A 21,444-nucleotide genomic window follows, 5' to 3' on the forward strand; every position below is an offset into this window, starting at 1 on the left:
GGCCTCGCGATGTTTACCTGATTCAGACCATTCTGCGTTTGAATGACGTGCGCGCCCGACCCCGGAGCGGCCACGATTTGCGCAAGCGAAAGCGTCGAGACCGTGCCAAGCATTAGCATCGCAGCCAGTGCGACGGCGCGAAGCGGAAGGATCAAACCAGACTGTTGCAAAGGCGCGGCAGGAGCCTGCTGCGCGCCGCTACCTTGGCCGCCATGCCCCGTGGCGAAATCGGCTACCGCTATCATCATGCCGCGAGTCTTATTGAAGACCAATTTGTACAGCTTATTATTCATCAGCCCGCTTCTTCTTATAGTTTGGGTTGCGACTTCCTCTCAGGAAGGAAACGCGCAAAGAACCGGCGATTATTCTCCTTTGCAACAATCAGTCATATACGAATTGTCTGAATTTTCACTACCGCGGTTTGTGCAACGCGGGTAGACGGGCGATCGCCACTTCCGGAAGCTCATGCCGGCGCCCCAATTTCAATGACGCTTCCGTCCGTGGCAGCGGCCCCTCGCGTGATATCGGGTTGCGGCACGTTCAGTGAACCGCCGTGGTTCGCCGCTCTCGGCAATGCGCGTTCGCGAAGCTCTCCATCACGATGGATGCGGCCTGCTGCAACGGCGTGCGATGGTTCGTCAGCGCAGGCAGATCAGCAGCGGTACAGACCCATCGCTGCCTACGTGGGTCGACACCTGACGGTTGCGCGGTGCTCGATTACGACGCTTGCGCGTTCGTGCGGATCTCGGTGAGGTGGATCTCAGCGACAGACCCGATAAACTGCGGCGTTGATAGTCGAGCCTTCCCAAGTTATAACCACGACAAGTCTCGTCAGGCGTCTTAACAATTGACAATCGTGAGCGAGCCATACAGCGACTCAAGCTCGAGCAGAAACCCATCGCGACTCATCTTGCGCCCGCCGAACGCGAGGCGTTGCGTCAATTCCTGCAGCTGCGCAACCTTGTTGTCGGACGCGAACGAACCCTGCTCGACCGAGTATGACGCGACGCGCTGCTGTGTCGCCAGCCAGCAATCGAGGCCCGGCACGCCCCGCCGCCGGCGGCACGTCGAGGCACGGAATCAAGGCATTGGGTTCGACGCCAGCAATCGCCGTTGATATAGTCAAGGATCGCTTAGTACTTATCCGGAGATTGCAGATCCATGCTCAAGCCCTTAACCGTCCTAATCGCAAGTCTTTTTTTGTTGCCGGCTTGTACGCAACCGCAGCCGTCGACCGCAGGTGCATCCACGGATCAACCCGCTTCGCAGTCCACCGCACGGATAGGACTTGCCAATCCAGCGTCTGTGAACTGCACTCGCCAAGGCGGGACGCTGCAAATCGTCGATACGGGCAACGGCCAACTCGGCATGTGCCGCTTTCCCGGTGGCCAGTCGTGCGAGGAATGGGCGCTATTTCGCGGCGAATGCTCGCCGGGCCAGAAGTAATGAGTCGATAAGCGGGGTGCGGGACCGAAGTTTTTGACCGACCACGCGTTTTAATTCCGCCTGCCGATCGGGGCGGAACTGTTATTCAGACGTCAGTTTGTTCAACCGCGGTCCCCATCCCCATCGCTGATACGGCGGCCGCTGCGATCAGCCGATGTCTCATATTGTTCGAATGAGCTCGCTCATGTGCGCGATGGAAGGCGGAAAACAAAAAACCCGCTCGAAAGCGGGTTTGATGATGCGACGGTCTTGCCAACCTCTTGCCGATTTTTCCCACATTGGGAAGATGCTGCACCCAAAAATCCGGGAAATCGCGCGAAGCCTTAATGTTGGTTGCGGGGGTAGGATTTGAACCTACGACCTTCGGGTTATGAGCCCGACGAGCTGCCAGACTGCTCCACCCCGCGTCCGTCGAAGAAAAGAGTATAAGGTATCGCTTAAGTTGCCGCAAGCCCCCATTCACTCTCATCGAAGAAAAGAGAGAACACAGAGAATCGGGGCCGCGTCGATGCGTCCCGTCCCATAGTAAAGAGCATGCAAACTCACGTGGCATAATCGCTCGTTCATCATCGTCGCTATATCGGCAACGGAACGGAACGGAACGAGCGCGGCATGCATCACTTGCGTCGGGGCATCATCGGGAAGATCGGCGGGTTCGCTGCGATGTGCGCGATCCTGCTGCTCTCGCTCGCGCCCGCCGCATCGCAGACGCTCGAACACGCGCGCATCGAATCGTTGCTCGCTTCCGTGTGCGCAACCGACGTCCAGCCGCCGCGGGACTCACATCCTCCGAAGCACGATGGCATCGGTCATCTGCAGGCATGCGCTTATTGCGATCTCATCGCGCACGCGCCCACGCCGCCGGTATCGCTCGATCGGATGTTTTCCGCTCTTGCACCACGCGACGTTTTCGCGGCGCACGCTATCGCCGACGCACCTCGCCGCGACTTACTCAGCGCCGCACAACCGCGCGCCCCGCCCGCCTTCGGCTGATTCGCATCCGCACACAGAGGCTTCACTCGTCGCACCGCGCGAGACGAAGCCTTCCATTCGCACGTGACACACATCGCCCGAAGCACCAACGGCTTCGGGCACGCAAGGACACATCATGTTTTCATCATCGTTGATGCGCGGCGCCCTCGCGCTGGCGTTCATCGGCTCGGCGCAACTTGCGTTCGCGCACGCATTGCCGAAGCTGCAGCAACCCGGCCCCGGCGCGACGGTCAGCGCGCCGCACGAAGTCGCAATCGAATTCGGCGAAGCGCTCGAACCGACCTTCAGCAAGCTCATCGTCACCAATGCCCAGGGCACGCAGGTCAACACCGCAAATTCCACCGTCGATGACCATGACAAGAAGCACATGAGCGTCGCGCTTCCTGATCTCGCACCGGGCGTCTACAAGGTGCAATGGAGCGTGGTCGCCGCCGATGGACATCGCACGCAAGGTCACTACAACTTCACCGTCAAGTGAGGACACAATGAAAAAAATCGCCGTACTCGCAGGCGCGCTCGCCTGCGCATCGTTCGCTCAGGCCGCGACGCTCGAAGCCCATGATTGCTGGGTTCGCGCCATGCCGCCGAATCTGCCGTCATCGGGCTATTTCACCGTCGCGAACAACGGCGACAAGCCCGCGACGCTCACGGCCGCCGAGACGCCCGCGTTCGGCATGACGATGATGCACAAGTCGGAAAGCAAGAACGGCACGGCGACGATGTCGCCAGTCGATTCCGTCGATGTCCCCGCGCACGGCACCCTGAGCTTCGCGCCGAAGGGCTATCACCTGATGCTCGAAGAACCGGCCAAGCCGCTCAAGGTCGGCTCGACGATTCCCCTCATCCTTTCGTTCGCGGACAAATCGACGATCAATGTGAACTGCGACGTGAAGTCGGCGGCGACGGTCGGCCACTGAAATCACGCATTTCAAATGCGAAGCGCGCCGGGCTTTACGCCCGGCGCGCTTTTTTATCGACTACGCGTAGTCACATCAGTGCTTGCTGAACAGATCCATGATCTGCTTGCGCTCGTCGGTCGTGACTTGCGGCGCCGGCGGCGCCTGCATGCCCGCCGGTCCCACGCCGCCCATCGTGGTGGCGTCGCCCGCCATCGGATTGCCGTTGTCCAGCCCGATACTCGCGACAAAACCCGCGCCCGGCGTGCGGTCCGCGTAGAACAGTTCGCCGTCGACCGTGGTGACGCCGTCCGGCCTGTCCATCTGGGCTTGCGGAATGCCGCGTAGCGCGCGTCCCATGTACTCCACCCAGATCGGCAATGCGAGCTGTGCGCCGAACTCGCGGCTGCCGAGCGTCTTCGGCTGGTCGTAGCCCATCCACGCGACCGCGACGAGTTGCTTCTGATAGCCCGCGAACCAGCCGTCCTTCGCGTCGTTGGTCGTGCCGGTCTTGCCCTGCAGGTCGTTGCGCTTGAGCACGTTGGTGCCCGAGCCCGTGCCCTGCGTCGCGACCGTATGCAGCAGGCTGTTCATGATGTACGCGTTGCGCGGTTCGAGCGTCTGCGGCGCGTTACTGCCGGCGATCAGCGGACTGGCGCGCGATACCACGCTGCCGCGCGCATCGGCGACATCGGCGATCAGATACGGATTGATGCGATAGCCGCCGTTCGCGAACACCGAGTACGCACCCGAAAGCTGCAACGGCGTGACGAGACCCGCGCCGAGCGCGAGCGGCAGATAAGGCGGCGTCTTGTCCTTGTCGAAGCCGAACTTCTGCGTGACGAAGTCCTGCGCGTAGCCCGTGCCGATAAACGACAGAATGCGGATCGACACGAGGTTCTTCGACTTCTGCAAGCCGGTGCGCATCGACATCGGGCCGTCGGGCTGATCGTCGTCCTTCGGTTCCCACGCGTCGCCGCCGCCCGTCGCCGGAAAGGACAGCGGCGCGTCGTTGATGATGGTCGCCGGTCCAAGACCCTTGTCGAGCGCCGCCGAATAGATGAACGGTTTGAAGCTCGATCCTGGCTGACGCCACGCCTGCGTCACGTGATTGAACTTGTTCTTGTTGAAGTCGAAACCGCCGACGAGCGCGCGGATCGCCCCGTCCTGCGGCGTCATCGAGACGAGCGCGCCTTCGACCTGCGGCAACTGCGTGAGCTGCCAGTTACCCTTGTCGTCCTTCGCGAGACGCACGATCGAGCCGGGCTTGATCGCGAGCGCCTTCGACGCATTGTTGCGCAGCGCCGCCGCCACGAAGCGCAGGCCATCGCCCGCGATGGTCGCCGTATCGCCGCCGACGAACTGCGCGCTCACCTGCTTCGGGCTCGCAGTCGTGATGACCGCCGCGACGAGCTCGCCGTTGTCCGGATGATCCGCGAGCGCGTCGTCGATTGCCTCGGCGCGGTCATCCGCGTTCGACGGCAAATTGATGTTGCCCTCCGGCCCGCGATAGCCATGCCGCCGCTCGTAGTCCATCACGCCTTTGCGCACGGCTTTGTACGCGGCGTCCTGATCGGCGGAATCGATGGTGGTCGTCACCGTGAGGCCGCGCGTGTAGGTCTCTTCCTTGTATTGCGCGTACATCATCTGCCGCACCATTTCCGCGACGTATTCCGCATGCACGCCGTACTCGGTGCCCGCGGACTTCGTGTGGATTTCCTCGGCCTTCGCCTGATCGTATTGCTCGCGCGTGATGAAATTCAGGTCGAACATGCGCTTCAGGATGTACTGCTGACGCACCTTCGCGCGCTTCGGATTGACGACCGGGTTATACGCCGACGGCGCTTTCGGCAGACCCGCGAGCATCGCCGCTTCGGCGAGCGTGATGTCCTTCAGGTCCTTGCCGTAGTACACGCGAGCCGCAGCCGAAAAACCGTACGCGCGCTCGCCGAGATAGATCTGGTTCATGTACAGCTCAAGAATCTGATCCTTCGTGAGCGCGCTCTCGATCTTGTAGGCGAGCAGCATCTCGTAGACCTTGCGCGTATACGTCTTCTCGCTCGACAGAAAGAAGTTGCGCGCGACCTGCATCGTGATCGTGCTCGCGCCCTGCGATGCGCCGCCGTGCATCAGATCGCTCACGCCCGCGCGCAAGATGCCGATGAAGTCGACGCCGCCGTGTTCGTAGAAACGGTAATCCTCGATCGCGAGAACCGCCTTCTTCATCTGATCGGGAATGTCCTGAAAGCGCACGAGGCTGCGACGCTCCTCGCCGAACTCGCCGATCAGCACGTGATCGGCCGTGTAGACGCGCAGCGGCACCTTCGGCCGATAGTCGATGAGCGCATCGAGCGACGGCAGATTCGGCTTCATGACGACGAGCGCATAGCCGACGATGAGCGCCCCGATCATCCCGCCGATGGCCGCGAGGCCCGCAAGCCAGAGCGCGATGCGCGCAAGCGGAGAACGGCCCCGGCCGCCGCGGTCATTGCGATCGTTTCGACCGTTGCGTCCATTGCGGCCGCCACCGCCGTTGCGTCCGCCGCCGTCGCGGCCGCCCGAGTCATTGCGTGAGTCGTTGCGAGAGTCGTTCCAGCGGGGTTCGCGATCGGGTTCGCGTTCGTATCGCGAGGATTTCGATGAGTCGGGTCGTTTGATGATAGGCATGACTGGATTCGTTCCGCGCGCTGTCAGGCGCGCGCGCTGCCACGCTGCGATGCGCCGGAGACGACGCTACTGCAAACACGGGACGAGCGAATGTGCGGGCCGGCTTTCGACCGAGGGTAACGGTGCATTTTAAAGAATTCGCGCGCGCCACCCCAAAACCTGCCGGAATTTTTTGTAAGTAAGTGCCGCTAGCCGGCGCAAATGCGCACGAACGTTGGGTTACCCACAGAAAGTGTGGAGAGCCGTGTGGACAACCGTATGAGAAAATAGCCAAGTCGTTGATCGCGCGCCGTTTTTGCGCCACGCTCATTGCGTGTCATGCGAGGTGGTTCACACACGCACGGCCGCGCGCAAACCGATATGATGGTTGAATGGATCGCAGGTTCCCCAAACGCCTCTCGCGAGCCTGCGGTCAAGATGTCGTGCCGTTTGATGAACGAAGTTGCGGTCGTCTTATTACGATCGCCTTACTGTTTGCGAGCCGCTCATGACGACCAAACCCAGCGAACGCATCGTTGTTTTCGTGACTCCCGCGCAGAAGCTGGCCATCAGCAACACAGCGGACTCCCTCGGCATCAGCGTGAGCGAGCTCATGCGCCGCGCGGTGCTGAACTTCAACGCGACGAGCGAGCAGATCAAGGTCGCGGGCATCGTCGATCGTCTGCGCCCGCCCAAGACGCCCGATCCCCTCAACGCCGCGCTAAAAAGCGTCGCCGCGAAAGCCGCCGCGCGCGAGGCCCGCGAGGCGGCGGCGAGCGCGACCAAACGCGCGGCGCAGGCGCGTGCCGTGCCGCAAGCTCATCCCGGTCCCGCTGCATCCGAAGACGAAATCGAGCACGATACGGATCAGGGCGACGATGCCTCCCTGACCGACGACACGCATTCCGAGCGCTGATCGTCAGCGCCCTGCCCGACCTTTTCCGGCAAGGCGCGCCGTTACACTCCTTAACCTTCCCGTAAGTCCCGATTAAGTCCCGATTAAGCCACGGCGTGATCTAATGAACGGGTAAACCCGGCGTACACGCGAAGCTCACGTGCGCTTGCAATCGCGCGCGTTGCGCCTCACATTCGAGCCGCGCGGCAGGTGAACCGAGTGCACGCCGCCGTATTCATCCAGGAGAAATACATGTCGCTTTTCGATTCCATCACGCGCACGGTCAAAGGCCTCTTGAACGACGCCGCCGACACCATGCAGGACGCTTCGCGCGACGCACGCCAGATCGTGCGCGAGCTCGACGAAAGCATCGCGAAGGCGGAGAACTCGCTCATCGAGATCGAAGCGCAGGTCGCAACGCAGCAAAGCAAGCGCGACGCCGCCGCCGACAAAGCGAAGAAGTACGAAGACGGCGCGAAGCGCGCGCTGCAGTCGGGCGACGAAGGCCTCGCGCGCGAAGCGCTCGCGGCGCAGGCCAATGCCGAAACCGAACGCGACGCGCTCGCGGCGGAATTGCAAACGCTGGTGCCCTCGGTCGACCACCTGAAGCAGCAGATCGCGGACATGCGTCAGCGCCGCAACGATCTCAACGCGCGCTCGAACATCCTTCAGGCGAAGCAGCAGATCGCGCAGGCGAAGGACACCGCGGCGACGGCGCTGGGCGGCATCGGCGGAAAGAATCTTTCGGAGGACTTTCAGAAGCTCGAAGACAAGGTTCAACTCGCCAACGCCCGCTCCGATGCACGCCTGAATTCGGCTGATCAGAAGTCCGGCAAGGCGCTCGACGACAAGCTCGCCGAACTCAATCGCGGACCTTCCGTCGAAGATCGTCTGGAAGCGCTGAAAAAACAGTTGAATCCGCCGGCGCAATAAGTGCTGGCAAGTGCTGATAAGCGCCGATATCTGAAAAGCGCGCGCGGCGAACCTCCGGGCGCGCCACGCGTCGCACGAATATGCGTTACCTTGAGCAATACGATTTGCATCACCCGTTCGCAGCATCGACAGGAGACGGACGTTCATCGCGTCCGGCCCGCATCATGAAAAAGACTCTGACGGCTCTGGCGTTGTCGCTGTCGCTCGCTTCCCCGCTCGCGTTCGCATTGCCGACCGCGCAGCAGGTCGAGCAGTCGATGACGCAGGGCAACTGGCAACAGGCCGACTCGCAACTGAGCGAAGTGCTCGGCGCGCATCCGAAGAACGCGCACGCGCACTATCTCTACGCGCAGGTTCTCGACCGCGAAGGCCGTTATAGCGACGCCCTTTCGCATCTGCAGCAGGCGAAAGCGCTCGATCCCGCGTTGAGTTTCACCGATCCGTCGCGCTTCGCGGCAACGCAGGCCCGCATTCAGGCCGACGCGACGCGCGCGAGCATCTCGCCACGGTCGGAGAACAGTGCGAACACGTCCAGCGCGCGCAACCCCTTTAATCAGGATCAGGCGGCCGCCGCGCCGCAAAAGCACGGCATCGGCATGGGCGCGTGGATCGGATTCGCGGTTCTGATCGCGGCGATCGCGCTCGTGCTGCGCTGGGGCCTGCGTCGGGCGCGCACTCGCGACGACGGTCAAGCCGAGAACGATCGCCGCACGCAGATGAAGCGCGCGACCGAACTGCTTAACGACGTGCGCACGCTCAAGCTCGACGTGCGGCTCTCCACCGCGCCGGGTCACGAAGCGCTGCTGAAAGACGTCGAAGGCGCGGAAACGCAGTTGCGCGAGATGGTCGAATCGCTGTCGAACTCGCAGAATCCTGTGCCGCCGTATGCGATCGAAGACCTGGAGAATCAGGTCGCGAGCCTGAAGGCGCGCGCCGAGGGCCGGCCCGATCCGAACGCGGCGAACAACGCGCAAGCGGGCGCGCCGAACGGCTCGCCGTATGCGCAGGAAGCCGAGCGCTTCGGACGTGGCCAGCAACAATATCCGCCGCAAGGGCCCTATCCACCGCAGCAGGGGCAGCAGCCGCCTGTCATCATTCAGCAAGGCGGCGGCGGGTTCGGTGGCGGCATGGGCGGGCTTCTCACCGGCGTGCTGCTGGGCGAGGCGCTGTCGCATGGGCGCGATCGTGTGATCGAGCGCGACGTACCCGTCGATCGTCCGCAGCAGAACGACAACGGCGGCCTCGACTTCGGCAATAACAATGGCGGCGGCCTCGATCTGGGCAGCGGCTCGAACGACTGGAACGACGGCGGCGGAGGTGGCGGCGGCGGACTCGACCTCGGCAGCAACGACGACAGTTGGCGCGATTCCTGATCTGCTTTCTTGATCCGCTCACGCACGAAAAGGGGCTCCGCTTGCGCGGGGCCCTTTTCGTTTCGGCGTGAGGAATCAGCGCATCAGCCGCCGCCGAGAAAGCGCAACAATCCCCATAGGAATTTAAAAAAGCCGATGATGAATTCCCAGATGCGTTCGAGGTGATCCCAGCTCGCGACGCGCAGGATGGCATGCAGGATCATGCCGTCGGCGCCGCGCGGCCTTCGGCAGGCGCGCGGTCATGCTTGAAAGAATCGACCATCATGAAAAAAGAAGGCGGCTCGCGCCGCCTCCTGTCGCTATGCAAAAATCGCATGATAACCGGTCGCGAATCGCGTCCGTAAAAGCGCCACTCAACCCTCCGTTTTTTTCTCTTCGCTTTCAGGCGGCACTTCGTCCGTCAGCGCCTCTTCCAGTCGCTTGAACATGCGCTTCGTCACGCCGCGCGGCTGAAGCGCGAACAACAGCAGCGAGCGGCCCGTCACCTGATACACCTCGTCCGAGCCGAATTCAGGCAATTCCTCGCGGATCGGCGCATTCGTATCGATGAGGCAGATCCATTCGTCGGGGCCAGGAATATCGGGCAGCGTGAAATCTACGACATCGTGATACGCGTTCACGATAAGCAGCAGCGTCGCATCCGATGCCGGCCTGCGGATGCCCGTGGCCTGCGCGCGCCCGTCCATCACGACGCCGAAGCAGCGCATGTTCGGATCGTCCCATTGCTCCTGCGTGAGTTCGTCGCCGGTCGTGCCGAGCCATCTGACGTCGGCGAGCTGCAAGTCGTCGTTGTACTCGCCCGTGAGAAAACGCTGGCGCCGCAGTACCGGCAGCGTGTGACGCAGCGTCGTCAGCTTGCGTACGAACTCGTTGAGCGCGTGGCCATCTTCGTCGATGTCCCAGTTCACCCAGCTGATGTCGTCGTCCTGGCAATACGCGTTGTTGTTGCCCTTCTGCGTGCGGCCGAACTCGTCGCCCGCGAGCAGCATCGGCGTGCCTTGCGAGAACAGCAGCGTCGCGAGCATATTGCGCTTCTGGCGCTCGCGCAGCGCGCGGATCTCCATGTCGTCGGTCGGACCTTCGGCGCCGCAGTTCCACGACTTGTTGTCCGAATGGCCGTCGTTGTTGTCCTCGCCGTTCGCCTCGTTGTGCTTCTCGTTGTACGAGACGAGATCGTTCAGCGTGAAGCCGTCGTGCGCGGTGATGAAATTCACGCTCGCCCACGGCCGGCGTCCGCGCTTGTTGAACTTGTCGCCCGACGCGGTGATGCGCTTCGCGAGCTCCGGCGACACGCCTTCGTCGCCCTTCCAGAACTCGCGCACGGTGTCCCGATAGCGGTCGTTCCATTCCGCCCAGCCCGGCGGAAAACCGCCGACCTGATAGCCGCCCGGACCGCAATCCCACGGCTCCGCGATCAGTTTCACGCTGGAAAGAATCGGGTCCTGGCGGCAGCTATCGAGAAAGCCGCCGCCTTCGTCGAAGCCGTAGGGCTCGCGGCCGAGAATCGTCGCGAGATCGAAGCGAAAGCCATCCACGTTCATCTCCGTCACCCAGTAGCGCAGGCTGTCGGTGACCATCTGCAGCACGCGGGGATGCGAAAGATTGAGCGTATTGCCTGTGCCGGTATCGTTGATGTAGTAGCGCGATTCTTCCGGCATCAGCCGGTAGTACGACGCATTGTCGATACCGCGAAAAGATAGCGTCGGCCCGCGCTCGTTGCCCTCTGCCGTGTGGTTATACACGACGTCGAGGATCACTTCGAGGCCGGCCTCGTGCAGCCGGTCGACCATCTCCTTGAACTCGGCGATGACGCCCGCCCCGCGCGCGAAATAGCGCGGATCGGCGGCGAAGAAGCCGATCGTGTTGTAGCCCCAGTAGTTCGTGAGGCCCTTGTCGAGCAGGTAGCTGTCGTTGACGAACGCGTGGATCGGCAACAGTTCGACCGACGTCACGCCCAGGCTCTTGATGTGCTCGACCACCTCCTTCTGCCCGAGGCCTTCGAAGGTGCCGCGCATGTGCTCCGGAATCGCCGGATGCAGCTTCGTGTAGCCGCGCACGTGCGTCTCGTAGAAGATCGTGTGCTCCCACGGCACGCGCACGCGCGTCGCGTGCGTCCATGTGAAAGTCTGATCGACGACCTGGCACTTCTGCGCGAAGGGCGCGCTGTCGCGTTCGTCGAACGTGAGATCGTCGCCTTCGGCGTCGAGCGTATAGCCGAACAGCGCCGGGTCCCACTTCTGCGTGCCAACGTGCGCCTTCGCGTACGGATCGAGCAGCAGCTTGTTCGGATTGAAGCGATGCCCGGCTTCCGGCTCGTAAGGTCCGTGCACGCGATAGCCGTAGACCGCGCCCGGTTCGAGGCCCTGCACGTAGACGTGCCAGACTTCGTCGGTATATTCGGGCAGTTCGATGCGATTCGTTTCCTGTTCGCCCTTTTCGTCGAAGAGACAGAGTTCGACCTTGGTCGCGTTCGCGGAAAACAGCGCGAAATTCACGCCCTTTCCGTCCCAGGTCGCGCCGAGCGGAAACGGGGAGCCTTCGGCAATGCGGAGTTCGTTCGGCATGAGATGATGTGTTCGAAAGATTGACGCGTGGTGCGTCGGGGCCATGCGTTGGCATTGCGGGGCGTCAAGCGGTTCGTAAGGAGCATATCCCGTGCCCGCGCCGTGTTCCCGCGCGCGGCTTGCTTCATGCGGCCCGCGCCTTTGCAACCGGCGCGCGTTATGCCCGCGTCATGCGCTGCGCGTGTAAAACCTTCCCGTCGGGAGCGCCGAATGCTTTGCGTTCGACGAACGCTCGACACGCCCTCTCATCGCCGAAGGAGAACACGCCTTGTCCACGCACCCCGCTTCCGCCTCGACGAACCTCCAGTTCAACGGCACGGCCGAGCAAAGCCGCGCCGCGGGCCGGTCGCTGCGCGACGCCGTTTCGTTCGACGCACACGGCGCATGGTCGCCCGAGCGCGATCGGCCCGATCCAGTCGACCGCGTGCTCGCGGGCAACGCGGGCCGGCAGGAGCGGCTCATCCCGCTGCGCATGAAGCGCATGGCCGAATCCCCGTTCGCGTTCCTGCGCGGCTCCGCGACCGTGATGGCGTGGGATCTGGCGAAATCGCCTTCGATCGGCCACAACGTGATCATCGACGGCGACGCGCACGTCAATAATTTCGGCCTGTTTCGCACGCCGCGCCAGGACGTCGTGTTCGATCTGAACGATTTTGATGAAACACTCGTCGGCCCTTGGGAATGGGATCTGAAACGCCTGAGCGCGAGCATCAACGTTGCGGCGCGCGAAAACGGCGTCGACGCGGCCGGGCGCGAAAGCGCCGTGCGCTCGTCGTGCGCCGCGTATCGCACGACGATGGGCGGGCTCTGGCAAGTGAGCCCCTACGACCTCTGGCAGATGCGCTCTTATGCGAGCGCGCTGCACATGGACGCGCCGACCAAACTCGACGCCGACGAGAAAGCGACCATCGAAAAAACCGTCGAGCGCGCGATGAAGCGCTCGCACGCGACGATGCTCGCGAAGATCGCGGAACCCGTCGGCAAGAGCTTTCGCTTCAAAGTCGATCCACCGATCCTGACCGCGCTCGACGCCGCCGAGAAAAATAATGTGATCGATGGCCTGAAGGCTTATCGACAGACCCTCGCGGGCGAATGGCGCATGATGCTGGAGCGCTACGACGTCGTGGATGTCGCGCATCGCGTCGTCGGCGTGGGCAGCGTCGGCACGCGCGCGTATCTCGTGCTGATGCTCGGCCGCGCGCTCGGCGATCCGCTTTTCATTCAAGTGAAGGAAGGCATCGTGCCCGCCGCCGCGCCCTTCGTGCCGCCGCTGGAAGAGCCGTATCGTCATCAGGGACGGCGTGTCGTGCATGGGCAGCGTCTCTTGCAAAGCTCGTCGGATGCGCTGCTCGGCTGGACCACCATCTCCGGCCGCGATTTCTACGTACGGCAGATGAAACAGATCCGCGGCTCGATTCCCGTCGACTGGCTGCACGGCGCGACCTTCGACTTCTACGCGTGGTGTCTCGGTCTCCTGCTCGCCCGCGCCCACGCGCGCACCGGCGACGCCGCGCTCATCGCGGGATACTGCGGCAACTCGGACCGGCTCGACGCGGCCTACGCCATGTGGGCCGAGCGCTACGGCGCGCAGACGGTCGCGGATCACGCGGCCTTTTGCGCGGCGATCAGCGTGGGACGCGTGCCGTCCGCCTGACCGCGATTTTCGGCGCGCGCGCGATTCGCAATCGAATTGACTATCATTGACGGTACCCGTAACGAAACGCACCTCGTCTGGCGTTTCGGGCGGGACTCAATGGCATAGCCCTTGCTGCCGCTTTGGCCCGCACAACCGTTTAAATCGAACTGGAGGAAGCCGCGCATGAGCATGATTGACGAATTCAAGAACTTCGCCCTGAAGGGCAACGTCATGGACCTCGCGGTCGGTGTCATCATCGGCGGCGCATTCTCGACGATCGTGAATTCCATCGTGAAGGATCTGATCATGCCGGTGGTCGGTCTGGCTACCGGCGGCCTCGACTTTTCAAACTTGTTCGTCCGGCTCGGACACATACCGCCCACCTTCAAAGGCAATCCCGATTCGTACAAAGACTTGCAGACCGCGGGCGTGGCCGTGTTCGGCTACGGCTCGTTCATCACCACGCTGATCAACTTCATCATTCTCGCGTTCATCATCTTTCTGATGGTCAAGTTCATCAACAATCTGCGCAAGCCGGCCGAAGCCGCTCCGCCGCCCGCAACGCCCGAAGACGTGTTGCTGCTGCGCGAGATTCGCGACGAACTCAGGAATCCGCCGCGCGTCTAGCCGGACAAACCCTCTTGTATCGAGGCGGAACCCGCGCGGCGCGGGCGGGTCCGTCTGCTTGGCCACCCTGTCCGCTTGGTGCGCCCACCCGCTTTTTTCTTTACGAAAGCTGTTCGCGTGGGGTGCAGCAGGACTATTATTGAGATAGATGCTCTGAGGGAAGCCAAGCGGGCCGCCAAACGGTCGTCGGCACGAATCGTGCGCCAGCAAACGAGCACCGGCCGCTGCCGGGGCCGGGAACGAATGGCCCGATTCACCGTGACCTAATCACATCGATGCGCTATAAAAGATCGACGTGCGGCGCGCAAGACGGGAGTGGCCGCATGAGGACGCTGCGTTTCTTGCAATTCTTTTTCAGGCGAGTTTTTATGTCCTTCCCGAAAAAGCGTAAGCGCGTGAAGGCCGATGGCGACGAGTCTTTTCTCGCCGTGCTGCGGCATTTCAAGCCATTTGGTCAGCTAGACACGAAGATCGCCAGGGCTCGCGCCCAGGATGAACCGGTGCTCTATGCGCATGTTCTGCCGGGACTCGATGTCCTTCTGTGCAGCGTGCGCGGCGCTCAGCCGCCGTATCCGGCCATCGACGAGCTACACAGGCGTTGTGTCGAATCGATCACCAATGCGCTCGAACAACCGCTCGACGGACTCGAAAACGGCGGTTACTGGTACGAGGCGAACGGCTTCGGTTTTCTCGTGTTCGCGAGCCGCGCCCGCGCCCAGATTCTGAGCGAATTCGGCGCGACGGTCTCGGCGCGCAGGCGTCGGGGCACGCGTCGCCAGGACGCGGGCGATGCCGCCTCGCGACCGCTGCGTTGAACCTGCTCTGAGCTTTCCTGTTTCTCTCCGATACGCGCGGGGCCTCGTCGACGAGGCCCCGCGTGTCGTTGATCGCCGTCGCTCGCCGTCGCGGGCGCTTCGCGCAAACCCCCACTACTCCCGCACGCGTTCCTGTTCTTTAATGGAAGCCACGCGCGAAAGCGTGATGGCGCGTGCCTTGCTGCATCGGTATTGCAAGCTTCCCGCGGCGTCACGCGTCGCTTCGCTCGAACCGATTCATCATGCCCTGAAGGGACTACAAGGAGAACACCATGTCGGAACACGTCTACAAGCAGATCGAACTGACCGGCTCGTCAGCGCAATCGAGCGACGACGCCGTGCGCGTCGCACTGGAGAAGGCGTCGAAAACGCTGCGCAACATGCACTGGTTCGAAGTGGTGGAGACACGCGGGCACATCGAGGACGGCAAGGTCCTGCACTGGCAGGTGACGATCAAGGTGGGACTGCGTATCGATTGATGCGCTTTCATCGATACGCTCTTTCCATCGCATGAAAAAAACCGCGCTTCGTGTCGCCACGAAACGCGGTTTCTCTTTGCGATGAGCGAGGAACGCGTGCTTACTTCGGCAGCGATCCGTCGACGCCCTCGACGTACCAGTTGATGCGCTGCAGTTCCGGATCGGACAGCGTCTTGCCGGCCGGCACCTTCTCCGCGCCCGACTGATCCTTGATCGGGCCGCTGAACACGTCCCACTTGCCCGTGTGCAGTTCGTCACGCTTGGCCGCGACCGCCTGCACCGCCTTCGCGGGAATCGCGCCGGTATTCAGGTCTTCGAGATCCACGGCCTTCTGCGGAATGCCGAGCCACACCGGATCGTTCTTCCATTTGCCGTCGAGCACTTGCTGGATCACCGTGTTGTAGTACACGCCCCAGTGCGCGACCACCGAGCCCAGGTGCGCGCTCGGGCCGAACTTCTTCATGTTCGAATCCCAGCCGAACGCGAACACTTTCTTTTCGGCGGCGGTGTTGAGCGTCGCGTTGGAGTCGGTGTTCTGCAGCAGCACGTCCGCGCCCTGGCCGATCAGCGTTTCAGCCGCCTGCTTCTCCTTGCCCGGATCGAACCAGCTGTTGATCCAGATGACCTTCGTGTGGACCTTGGGGTTCACGGAACGCGCGCCCATTGTGTAGGCGTTGATGTTGCGCACCACTTCCGGAATCGGCACCGAGGCGACGAAGCCCAGTGTGTTGGTCTTCGTCACATAGCCCGCCGCGACGCCCGCCAGATACGCGCCCTGATACATGCGCACGTCATACGTGCCGAAGTTCTTCGCCTTTTTGAAGCCCGTGGCCGTCAGGAAGACGGTGTCCGAAAAGTCCTTCGCGACCTTCAACGCGAAATCCTGATAGCCGAAACTCGTGGCGAAGATGATCTTGTTGCCCTTGTTCGCGAGATCGCGGAACACGCGTTCCGAGTCCGCGGATTCCGGCACGTTCTCCACGCGCGTGATCTTGATCTTGCTGCCGTATTTCGCTTCGGCCTCCTTGCTGCCGGCGTCGTGCGCGAAGGTCCAGCCCGCATCGCCCGGATTGCCGAGATAGACGAACGCGACGCCCGGCGCGTCCGCCGCCTGCGCGCTCAATGCCGCGACGGTGGCGGACAGTGCGACCGTCGCGGTGAGCGCCTTCAGCCATGGTTTATTCATTCTGATTCTCCTGGTCGATGTTGTCGGTGAAACGGTTTGCTAGGGTCTTTGTGGCCGGTCAAAACGTAGACGCAACGGCGATGCCGCGCGAAAACAGCGGCATCAACTCGCCGCGAAAAACGGCTTGCCGAGCGATGCGGGCGCGTTGAGCTTGATCGTGTTCGGGTTGCGCGAGATGAGCACGAGCACGACGATGGTCGCGATATACGGGAGCATCGCGAGGAATTGCGTCGGCACCGGCACGCCGATCGCCTGCGCGTAGAACTGCAGCGCCATCACCGCGCCGAAGAGCAGCGCGCCGATCAGGAGGCGTCCCGGGCGCCACGTCGCGAACACGACGAGCGCGAGCGCGATCCAGCCGCGGCCCGACGTCAGTTGCTCCTGCCATACGTGCAGGTACACGATCGAGTAATAGCCGCCCGCGATACCGGCCATCGCGCCGCCGAAGAGCGTCGCGCCGTAGCGCACGCCGACGACCGGAAAGCCCACCGAATGCGCGACCGCCGGCGATTCGCCGACCGAGCGCAGCACGAGCCCCGCGCGGGTCTTGTAGAGGAACCAGCCGATCACGCCGAACATGATGAACGCGAGATAGCCGAGCGGCGTGAGCGAGAAGATCGCGGGGCCGAGCACGGGAATATCCGCGAGGCCGGGAATCGGCATCACGTCGATGGTCGAGCGCACCGCCGCCGACGTATAGGGCTTGCCGACATACGCCGAGAAGCCGATGCCGAAGATCGTCAGCGACAGGCCCGTTGCGACCTGGTTCGCGAGCATCGTGATGGTCAGAAAGCCGAACAGCAGCGCCATCGCGAGCCCGGCGAACACCGACGCGACGATGCCGAGCCACGGGCTGCCCGTGATCGCGGTGACGGCGTAACCCGTGACCGCACCCATCAGCATCATTCCTTCGACGCCGAGATTCAGCACACCGGATTTCTCCGCGACGAGCTCGCCCGCGCCCGCGTACATCAGCGGAATAGCGGCGATCACGGCGCTCGATGCGAGATTGCTGGCTTGATTGATGTCCATGTTCTTCTGAGTCTCGTTAGGCAGCGTGATGCGCGGGCGTCCTGCGCTTGATGCGGAAATTCACGAACAGATCGCAGCCGAGCAGGCAAAACAGCAGCAGGCCCTGGAACACGCCCGCGAGCGCTTGCGGCAATTGCAACGACGTTTGCACCGCTTCGCCGCCGAGATAGAGCAGCGCCATCAGCAAACTCGCGAGCACGATGCCCAGCGGATGCAGCCGCCCGACGAACACGACGATGATCGCCGTGAAGCCGTAGCCCGGCGACCAGCCCGCCTGAAGCTGTCCAATCGGACCGGCCACTTCGCCCATGCCCGCCAGCCCGGCAAGGCCGCCCGAGAGCAGCAGCGAGGTCCAGATCGTCTTTTTGTCGGAGAAACCGGCGTAGCGCGCGGCGAGCGGCGCGAGACCGCCGACGTTCATCCGGAAGCCCGCGAAGCTCTTCCTCATGAAGAGCCACACGCAGGGAATCGCGATCGCCGTCAGAAACACCGACGCGTTAATGCGCGTGCCCTTCAACCACGCCCAGTGCCAGTCGCCGTAGAGACGCGGGAACAGCGCGTCGTCGCCGAACATCGCCGAAATCGGGAAGTTCATGCCTTCCGGGTCGCGCCACGGACCGCTCACGAGATAGATGAGCAATTGTGTCGCGACGTAGGTGAGCATCAGGCTCGTCAGGATTTCGTTGGTGTTGAAACGGCTCTTGAGCAGCGCGGGAATGCCCGCCCACACCATCCCGCCGACGACGCCGCCCAGCATCATCAGCGGCAGCGTCCACCAGCCGGACGCGTCGCCGAGATGAATCGCGATGCCGCCCGCGACGATGCCGCCGAGCAACATCTGCCCTTCCGCGCCGATGTTCCACGCGTTCGCGCGATAGCCGATCGCGAGCCCGAGCGCGATCAGGCACAACGGCGATGCCTTGAGCACGAGCTCCGACCAGCCGTTGATGCTCGACAACGGCTCGATGAAGAACGCGTGCATCGCGCGCAGCGGGTCCTGGCCGACGAGACTGAAAATCAGAAAGCCGATGACGAGCGTCGCGACGGCGGCGACCAACGGCACCGCAAGCTGCATGGCGCGCGAGGGCGTCGGGCGCGCTTCGAGTCGATAGGGGAAGATCATCGTTCTTTTAATGCTTCAGGAGAGAGTCGGAGACGGCGGCGGGCGCGGGCTTGCCTTCGAAAAGGCCAGCCATGAAGAGGCCGATTTCCTCCGCATTGGTTTCGCTCGTCTTGCGCACCGGCGAGAGCTTGCCGCGCGCGATGACGGCGAGCCGGTCGCAAATGTCGAAGAGTTCTTCCAGTTCTTCCGAAATAACGAGAATCGCGACGCCGCGCGCGGACAGATCGAGCAATTGCTGGCGGATGAAGCCCGCCGCGCCGACATCGACGCCCCACGTGGGTTGCGCGACCACGAGCACTTTCGGCTCCTGAAGAATCTCGCGTCCGACGATGAACTTCTGCAAGTTGCCGCCCGAGAGGCTTTGCGCGAGCGCATCGCTGCCACCGCAACGCACGTCGAACGACTTGATGCAGCGCTCCGCAAATGCCTTGACCGTGCCCGACTTGACCCAGCCGCCGCGCACCATGTTTTCGCGATGCGCGGTGAGCAGGCCGTTATCGGCGAGCGACATCGCCGGAACCGCGCCGCGCCCGAGCCGCTCTTCCGGCACGAACGCGAAGCCCAGACGGCGGCGGCCGCCCGCGCTCAGGCGCGCGGCGGCCTTGCCGCAAATCGACACGGCATCGGCCGCGACGTGCTTGTCGCGGATTTCGCCCGACAACGCCGCGAGCAACTCCGCCTGCCCATTCCCCGACACGCCCGCGATGCCGAAAATCTCGCCCGCGTGCACCGAGAACGACACATTGTCGAGCGAGGTGCCGAACGGGTCCGGGCTCGCTGCCGACAGGTTCTTCACCGCGAGCCGCACGTCGCCCGGATTGTGTTCGCGGCGCGTGTAGTCCGGCAGCGAATGGCCGACCATCAGTTGCGCGAGCGAGGCCTGCGTTTCCTTGCGCGGATCGACGTTGCCGGTCACGCGGCCGCCGCGCATCACGGTGGCGTTCTCGCAAAGCGACTGGATTTCGTCGAGCTTGTGGCTGATGTAGAGAATGCTGCAGCCCTCGGACGCGAGGCGGCGCAGCACCTTGAAGAGCTTCTGGACGGCTTGCGGCGTGAGCACCGAAGTGGGCTCGTCCATGATGAGCAGCCGCGGATTTTGCAACAGGCATCGCACGATCTCGACGCGCTGCCGTTCGCCGACCGTCAGGCTGTGCACGTGGCGCTGCGGATCGACATCGAGGCCGTAGTCCTTCGACACCTCGCGAATGCGTTTGCCCAACGCCTTCAGGTCGAACTTTTCGCCGAGCGCGAGCGCGATGTTCTCGGCGACCGTCAGCGTCTCGAATAGCGAAAAGTGCTGAAACACCATGCCGATGCCGAGCTTGCGCGCGGCCGCCGGGCTGCCGATCTCGACCGCTTCGCCCTGCCAGCGGATCTCGCCTTCGTCCGGGCGCACCGCACCGTAGATGATTTTCATCAGCGTGGACTTGCCCGCGCCGTTCTCGCCGAGCACAGCGTGAATTTCGCCGGGCATGACGACGAGATTCACGCCGTCGTTCGCCTTGACGGACGGATACTGCTTGCTGATACCCGACAACGCCAGGCGCGGTGGCGTTGTCGACGTGGAGATGGCGTCGCCCATTGAGATCCAGAGATGCGCCCGGCCACCGAGCAGGCCGGGCTGGAAAAAGTTACCGCGCGAGCGCGCGAGACTCAACGTCATGTCGCGCGCGCTCGTATCGCGGGCAGAATTTACAGAATTCGAGACGCTAAGTCGATAACTCAAAATTATGTGTTGCGCCCCGCAAACCCAAGCATTGCGGGTAACTCACACCTTGACGAAATTGTGACGTCATATTAAAAATGATATGTCACACCCTCGCATCGATCAGCCAGTACATATAGTGGAGATAACATGAGTCAACAACGGGAGGCGATCGATACGTATCTATTGCGCGTCTTGCACACCCTCCTGATGGAACGCAGCGTGACGCGTGCAGCCGTCAAGCTCAATCAGTCGCAACCCGCCATCAGCGCAGCTTTGCGGCGTCTGCGCGATATCACCGGCGATCCGCTGCTCGTGCGCGGCAAGTCCGGCATGGTGCCGACCGAGTACGGCCTGCGCCTCCTGGAGCCCACGCAGAACGCGCTGCGCGAAATCGAGCGCATCAAGGTTCAGCAGCACAACTTCGATCCGTCGACTTCGGTGCGGTGCTATCGGATCGGCTGCCCCGACTATCTGAACGTGCTGTTCGTGCCGACCGTCGTCGAACGGTTCCGGCAGGCCGCGCCCGACGCCACGCTCGAATTTCACTCGCTCGGCCCGGCGTTCGACTATGAACTCGCGCTGGAGGACGGCAAGCTCGATATCGTCGTCGGCAACTGGCCGGAGCCGCCCGAACAGTTGCACCTCTCTAATCTGTTCGTCGACAAGATCGTGTGTCTCGTCAGCAACACGCATCCTTTCGCGAAGCGCGGCGGACTCACGCTCGACCAATACCTGAACGCGCCGCATCTCGCGCCGACGCCCTATTCCGTCGGCCAGCGCGGCGCGATCGACGTACATCTCGCGCGCGAGCGTCTGAAGCGCCATGTCGTCGTCACGCTGCCGTACTTCAATCTCGCGCCTTACGTGCTGATCAAGTCCGATCTTGTGTTCACGACCACGCGGCTTTTCGCGGACCATTACGCGCGCTTCCTGCCGCTCGCGGTCGTGCCCGCGCCGCTCGATTTCCCGCCGATGCAGTACTACCAGCTCTGGCACGAACGCTGCCACTATTCCGACGAAGTCCGCTGGCTGCGTGGGCTCGTCGCCGAAGCGACACGCTCGCTGATCGACCAGCCGTAACGCTTTGAACGG

20 protein-coding genes and 1 tRNA gene are annotated in these 21,444 nt (G+C 62.9%); 12 read left to right on the plus strand and 9 right to left on the minus strand.

Going from position 1 to position 21,444, the window contains the following annotated elements; genetic code table 11:
• Both AWB82_RS22640 and AWB82_RS22645 read right to left on the minus strand, forming a co-directional pair.
• Window positions 1–293, minus strand: a 293-nt coding sequence (locus AWB82_RS22640; RefSeq protein ID WP_200818184.1) for an ESPR domain-containing protein, incomplete at its 3' end; no start/stop codon positions are given.
• A gap of 547 nt (window positions 294–840) precedes the next feature.
• Window positions 841–1,047 carry a hypothetical protein gene (locus tag AWB82_RS22645; RefSeq protein ID WP_086971210.1) on the minus strand — a complete coding sequence of 69 codons (207 nt, stop codon included), beginning with the start codon at window positions 1,045–1,047 and terminating at the stop codon, window positions 841–843.
• 114 nt (window positions 1,048–1,161) lie between these two features.
• On the opposite strand from AWB82_RS22645, the gene AWB82_RS38870 reads away from it, so the two are divergent.
• On the plus strand, window positions 1,162–1,446 hold the full coding sequence (locus tag AWB82_RS38870; RefSeq protein ID WP_086971212.1) for a putative hemolysin: 285 nt from the start codon (window positions 1,162–1,164) through the stop codon (window positions 1,444–1,446).
• 330 nt (window positions 1,447–1,776) lie between these two features.
• Here AWB82_RS38870 and AWB82_RS22655 read toward each other — a convergent pair.
• Window positions 1,777–1,853: transfer RNA gene (locus AWB82_RS22655), tRNA-Met, on the minus strand.
• Window positions 1,854–2,058: 205 nt separating this feature from the next.
• On the opposite strand from AWB82_RS22655, the gene AWB82_RS22660 reads away from it, so the two are divergent.
• From AWB82_RS22660 to AWB82_RS22670, 3 genes are all read left to right on the plus strand, one after another.
• Window positions 2,059–2,439, plus strand: coding sequence for a DUF2946 domain-containing protein (locus AWB82_RS22660; RefSeq protein ID WP_086971214.1), 381 nt, complete (start codon window positions 2,059–2,061; stop codon window positions 2,437–2,439).
• 115 nt (window positions 2,440–2,554) lie between these two features.
• Window positions 2,555–2,917, plus strand: coding sequence for a copper homeostasis periplasmic binding protein CopC (gene copC, locus AWB82_RS22665; RefSeq protein WP_086971216.1), 363 nt, complete (start codon window positions 2,555–2,557; stop codon window positions 2,915–2,917).
• Window positions 2,918–2,924: 7 nt separating this feature from the next.
• Window positions 2,925–3,356 (plus strand): copper chaperone PCu(A)C, encoded by a 432-nt coding sequence (locus AWB82_RS22670; RefSeq protein ID WP_086971218.1) that lies wholly within the window; start codon window positions 2,925–2,927, stop codon window positions 3,354–3,356.
• Between the two features lie 75 nt (window positions 3,357–3,431).
• Here AWB82_RS22670 and AWB82_RS22675 read toward each other — a convergent pair whose 3' ends face one another.
• Window positions 3,432–6,002 (minus strand): penicillin-binding protein 1A, encoded by a 2,571-nt coding sequence (locus tag AWB82_RS22675; RefSeq protein WP_086971220.1) that lies wholly within the window; start codon window positions 6,000–6,002, stop codon window positions 3,432–3,434.
• A gap of 487 nt (window positions 6,003–6,489) precedes the next feature.
• On the opposite strand from AWB82_RS22675, the gene AWB82_RS22680 reads away from it, so the two are divergent.
• From AWB82_RS22680 to AWB82_RS22690, 3 genes are all read left to right on the plus strand, one after another.
• Window positions 6,490–6,897 carry a plasmid mobilization protein gene (locus AWB82_RS22680; RefSeq protein ID WP_086971222.1) on the plus strand — a complete coding sequence of 136 codons (408 nt, stop codon included), beginning with the start codon at window positions 6,490–6,492 and terminating at the stop codon, window positions 6,895–6,897.
• A 231-nt stretch (window positions 6,898–7,128) separates the two neighbouring features.
• Window positions 7,129–7,809, plus strand: a complete 681-nt coding sequence (locus AWB82_RS22685; protein WP_086971224.1) for a PspA/IM30 family protein — start codon at window positions 7,129–7,131, stop codon at window positions 7,807–7,809.
• Window positions 7,810–7,973: 164 nt separating this feature from the next.
• Window positions 7,974–9,182, plus strand: a complete 1,209-nt coding sequence (locus AWB82_RS22690) for a tetratricopeptide repeat protein (protein ID WP_086971226.1) — start codon at window positions 7,974–7,976, stop codon at window positions 9,180–9,182.
• A 353-nt stretch (window positions 9,183–9,535) separates the two neighbouring features.
• Here the strand turns inward: AWB82_RS22690 and glgX are convergent, their stop codons facing one another.
• A complete protein-coding gene (gene glgX / locus AWB82_RS22695) occupies window positions 9,536–11,746 on the minus strand; it encodes a glycogen debranching protein GlgX (protein ID WP_086971228.1) in 2,211 nt (736 codons plus the stop codon).
• Between the two features lie 268 nt (window positions 11,747–12,014).
• On the opposite strand from glgX, the gene AWB82_RS22700 reads away from it, so the two are divergent.
• The 4 genes from AWB82_RS22700 (at window position 12,015) to AWB82_RS22715 (ending at window position 15,303) form a co-directional block, all read left to right on the plus strand.
• Complete coding sequence (locus AWB82_RS22700) at window positions 12,015–13,400, plus strand: DUF2252 domain-containing protein (RefSeq protein ID WP_086971230.1); 1,386 nt, start codon at window positions 12,015–12,017, stop codon at window positions 13,398–13,400.
• A 165-nt stretch (window positions 13,401–13,565) separates the two neighbouring features.
• Window positions 13,566–14,009, plus strand: a complete 444-nt coding sequence (gene mscL / locus AWB82_RS22705; RefSeq protein WP_086971232.1) for a large conductance mechanosensitive channel protein MscL — start codon at window positions 13,566–13,568, stop codon at window positions 14,007–14,009.
• A gap of 323 nt (window positions 14,010–14,332) precedes the next feature.
• Entirely contained in the window at window positions 14,333–14,824 is a 492-nt protein-coding gene (locus AWB82_RS22710; protein ID WP_061149898.1) for a hypothetical protein, read from the plus strand.
• 272 nt (window positions 14,825–15,096) lie between these two features.
• Window positions 15,097–15,303: a dodecin gene (locus AWB82_RS22715; protein ID WP_086971234.1), complete on the plus strand. Its 207-nt coding sequence runs from the start codon at window positions 15,097–15,099 to the stop codon at window positions 15,301–15,303.
• A gap of 100 nt (window positions 15,304–15,403) precedes the next feature.
• On the opposite strand, the gene AWB82_RS22720 is transcribed toward AWB82_RS22715, so the two are convergent.
• The 4 genes from AWB82_RS22720 to AWB82_RS22735 form a co-directional block, all read right to left on the minus strand.
• The gene (locus AWB82_RS22720) at window positions 15,404–16,489 is read right to left on the minus strand and encodes a BMP family ABC transporter substrate-binding protein (RefSeq protein ID WP_086971236.1); all 1,086 of its coding nucleotides are present in this window, start codon (window positions 16,487–16,489) and stop codon (window positions 15,404–15,406) included.
• 102 nt (window positions 16,490–16,591) lie between these two features.
• Window positions 16,592–17,521, minus strand: coding sequence for an ABC transporter permease (locus AWB82_RS22725; protein WP_086971237.1), 930 nt, complete (start codon window positions 17,519–17,521; stop codon window positions 16,592–16,594).
• A gap of 16 nt (window positions 17,522–17,537) precedes the next feature.
• Window positions 17,538–18,644, minus strand: coding sequence for an ABC transporter permease (locus tag AWB82_RS22730; RefSeq protein WP_086971239.1), 1,107 nt, complete (start codon window positions 18,642–18,644; stop codon window positions 17,538–17,540).
• A gap of 7 nt (window positions 18,645–18,651) precedes the next feature.
• On the minus strand, window positions 18,652–20,226 hold the full coding sequence (locus AWB82_RS22735; RefSeq protein WP_086971330.1) for an ABC transporter ATP-binding protein: 1,575 nt from the start codon (window positions 20,224–20,226) through the stop codon (window positions 18,652–18,654).
• A gap of 273 nt (window positions 20,227–20,499) precedes the next feature.
• On the opposite strand from AWB82_RS22735, the gene AWB82_RS22740 reads away from it, so the two are divergent.
• Complete coding sequence (locus AWB82_RS22740) at window positions 20,500–21,432, plus strand: LysR substrate-binding domain-containing protein (protein WP_061124662.1); 933 nt, start codon at window positions 20,500–20,502, stop codon at window positions 21,430–21,432.
• Window positions 21,433–21,444: the final 12 nt, after the last annotated feature.

The sequence above is a fragment of the Caballeronia glebae genome, from assembly GCF_001545035.1.
GTDB lineage: Bacteria > Pseudomonadota > Gammaproteobacteria > Burkholderiales > Burkholderiaceae > Caballeronia > Caballeronia glebae.

Excerpts from the sequence above, each read along its gene's own strand:
- AWB82_RS38870 (WP_086971212.1), top strand. The coding sequence starts at position 1,162 with ATGCTCAAGCCCTTAACCGTCCTAATCGCAAGTCTTTTTTTGTTGCCG.
- AWB82_RS22660 (WP_086971214.1), top strand. The coding sequence starts at position 2,059 with ATGCATCACTTGCGTCGGGGCATCATCGGGAAGATCGGCGGGTTCGCT.
- copC (WP_086971216.1), top strand. The coding sequence starts at position 2,555 with ATGTTTTCATCATCGTTGATGCGCGGCGCCCTCGCGCTGGCGTTCATC.
- AWB82_RS22670 (WP_086971218.1), top strand. The coding sequence starts at position 2,925 with ATGAAAAAAATCGCCGTACTCGCAGGCGCGCTCGCCTGCGCATCGTTC.
- AWB82_RS22675 (WP_086971220.1), bottom strand. The coding sequence starts at position 6,002 with ATGCCTATCATCAAACGACCCGACTCATCGAAATCCTCGCGATACGAA.
- AWB82_RS22680 (WP_086971222.1), top strand. The coding sequence starts at position 6,490 with ATGACGACCAAACCCAGCGAACGCATCGTTGTTTTCGTGACTCCCGCG.
- AWB82_RS22685 (WP_086971224.1), top strand. The coding sequence starts at position 7,129 with ATGTCGCTTTTCGATTCCATCACGCGCACGGTCAAAGGCCTCTTGAAC.
- AWB82_RS22690 (WP_086971226.1), top strand. The coding sequence starts at position 7,974 with ATGAAAAAGACTCTGACGGCTCTGGCGTTGTCGCTGTCGCTCGCTTCC.
- glgX (WP_086971228.1), bottom strand. The coding sequence starts at position 11,746 with ATGCCGAACGAACTCCGCATTGCCGAAGGCTCCCCGTTTCCGCTCGGC.
- mscL (WP_086971232.1), top strand. The coding sequence starts at position 13,566 with ATGAGCATGATTGACGAATTCAAGAACTTCGCCCTGAAGGGCAACGTC.
- AWB82_RS22710 (WP_061149898.1), top strand. The coding sequence starts at position 14,333 with ATGAGGACGCTGCGTTTCTTGCAATTCTTTTTCAGGCGAGTTTTTATG.
- AWB82_RS22715 (WP_086971234.1), top strand. The coding sequence starts at position 15,097 with ATGTCGGAACACGTCTACAAGCAGATCGAACTGACCGGCTCGTCAGCG.
- AWB82_RS22720 (WP_086971236.1), bottom strand. The coding sequence starts at position 16,489 with ATGAATAAACCATGGCTGAAGGCGCTCACCGCGACGGTCGCACTGTCC.
- AWB82_RS22725 (WP_086971237.1), bottom strand. The coding sequence starts at position 17,521 with ATGGACATCAATCAAGCCAGCAATCTCGCATCGAGCGCCGTGATCGCC.
- AWB82_RS22730 (WP_086971239.1), bottom strand. The coding sequence starts at position 18,644 with ATGATCTTCCCCTATCGACTCGAAGCGCGCCCGACGCCCTCGCGCGCC.
- AWB82_RS22735 (WP_086971330.1), bottom strand. The coding sequence starts at position 20,226 with ATGGGCGACGCCATCTCCACGTCGACAACGCCACCGCGCCTGGCGTTG.
- AWB82_RS22740 (WP_061124662.1), top strand. The coding sequence starts at position 20,500 with ATGAGTCAACAACGGGAGGCGATCGATACGTATCTATTGCGCGTCTTG.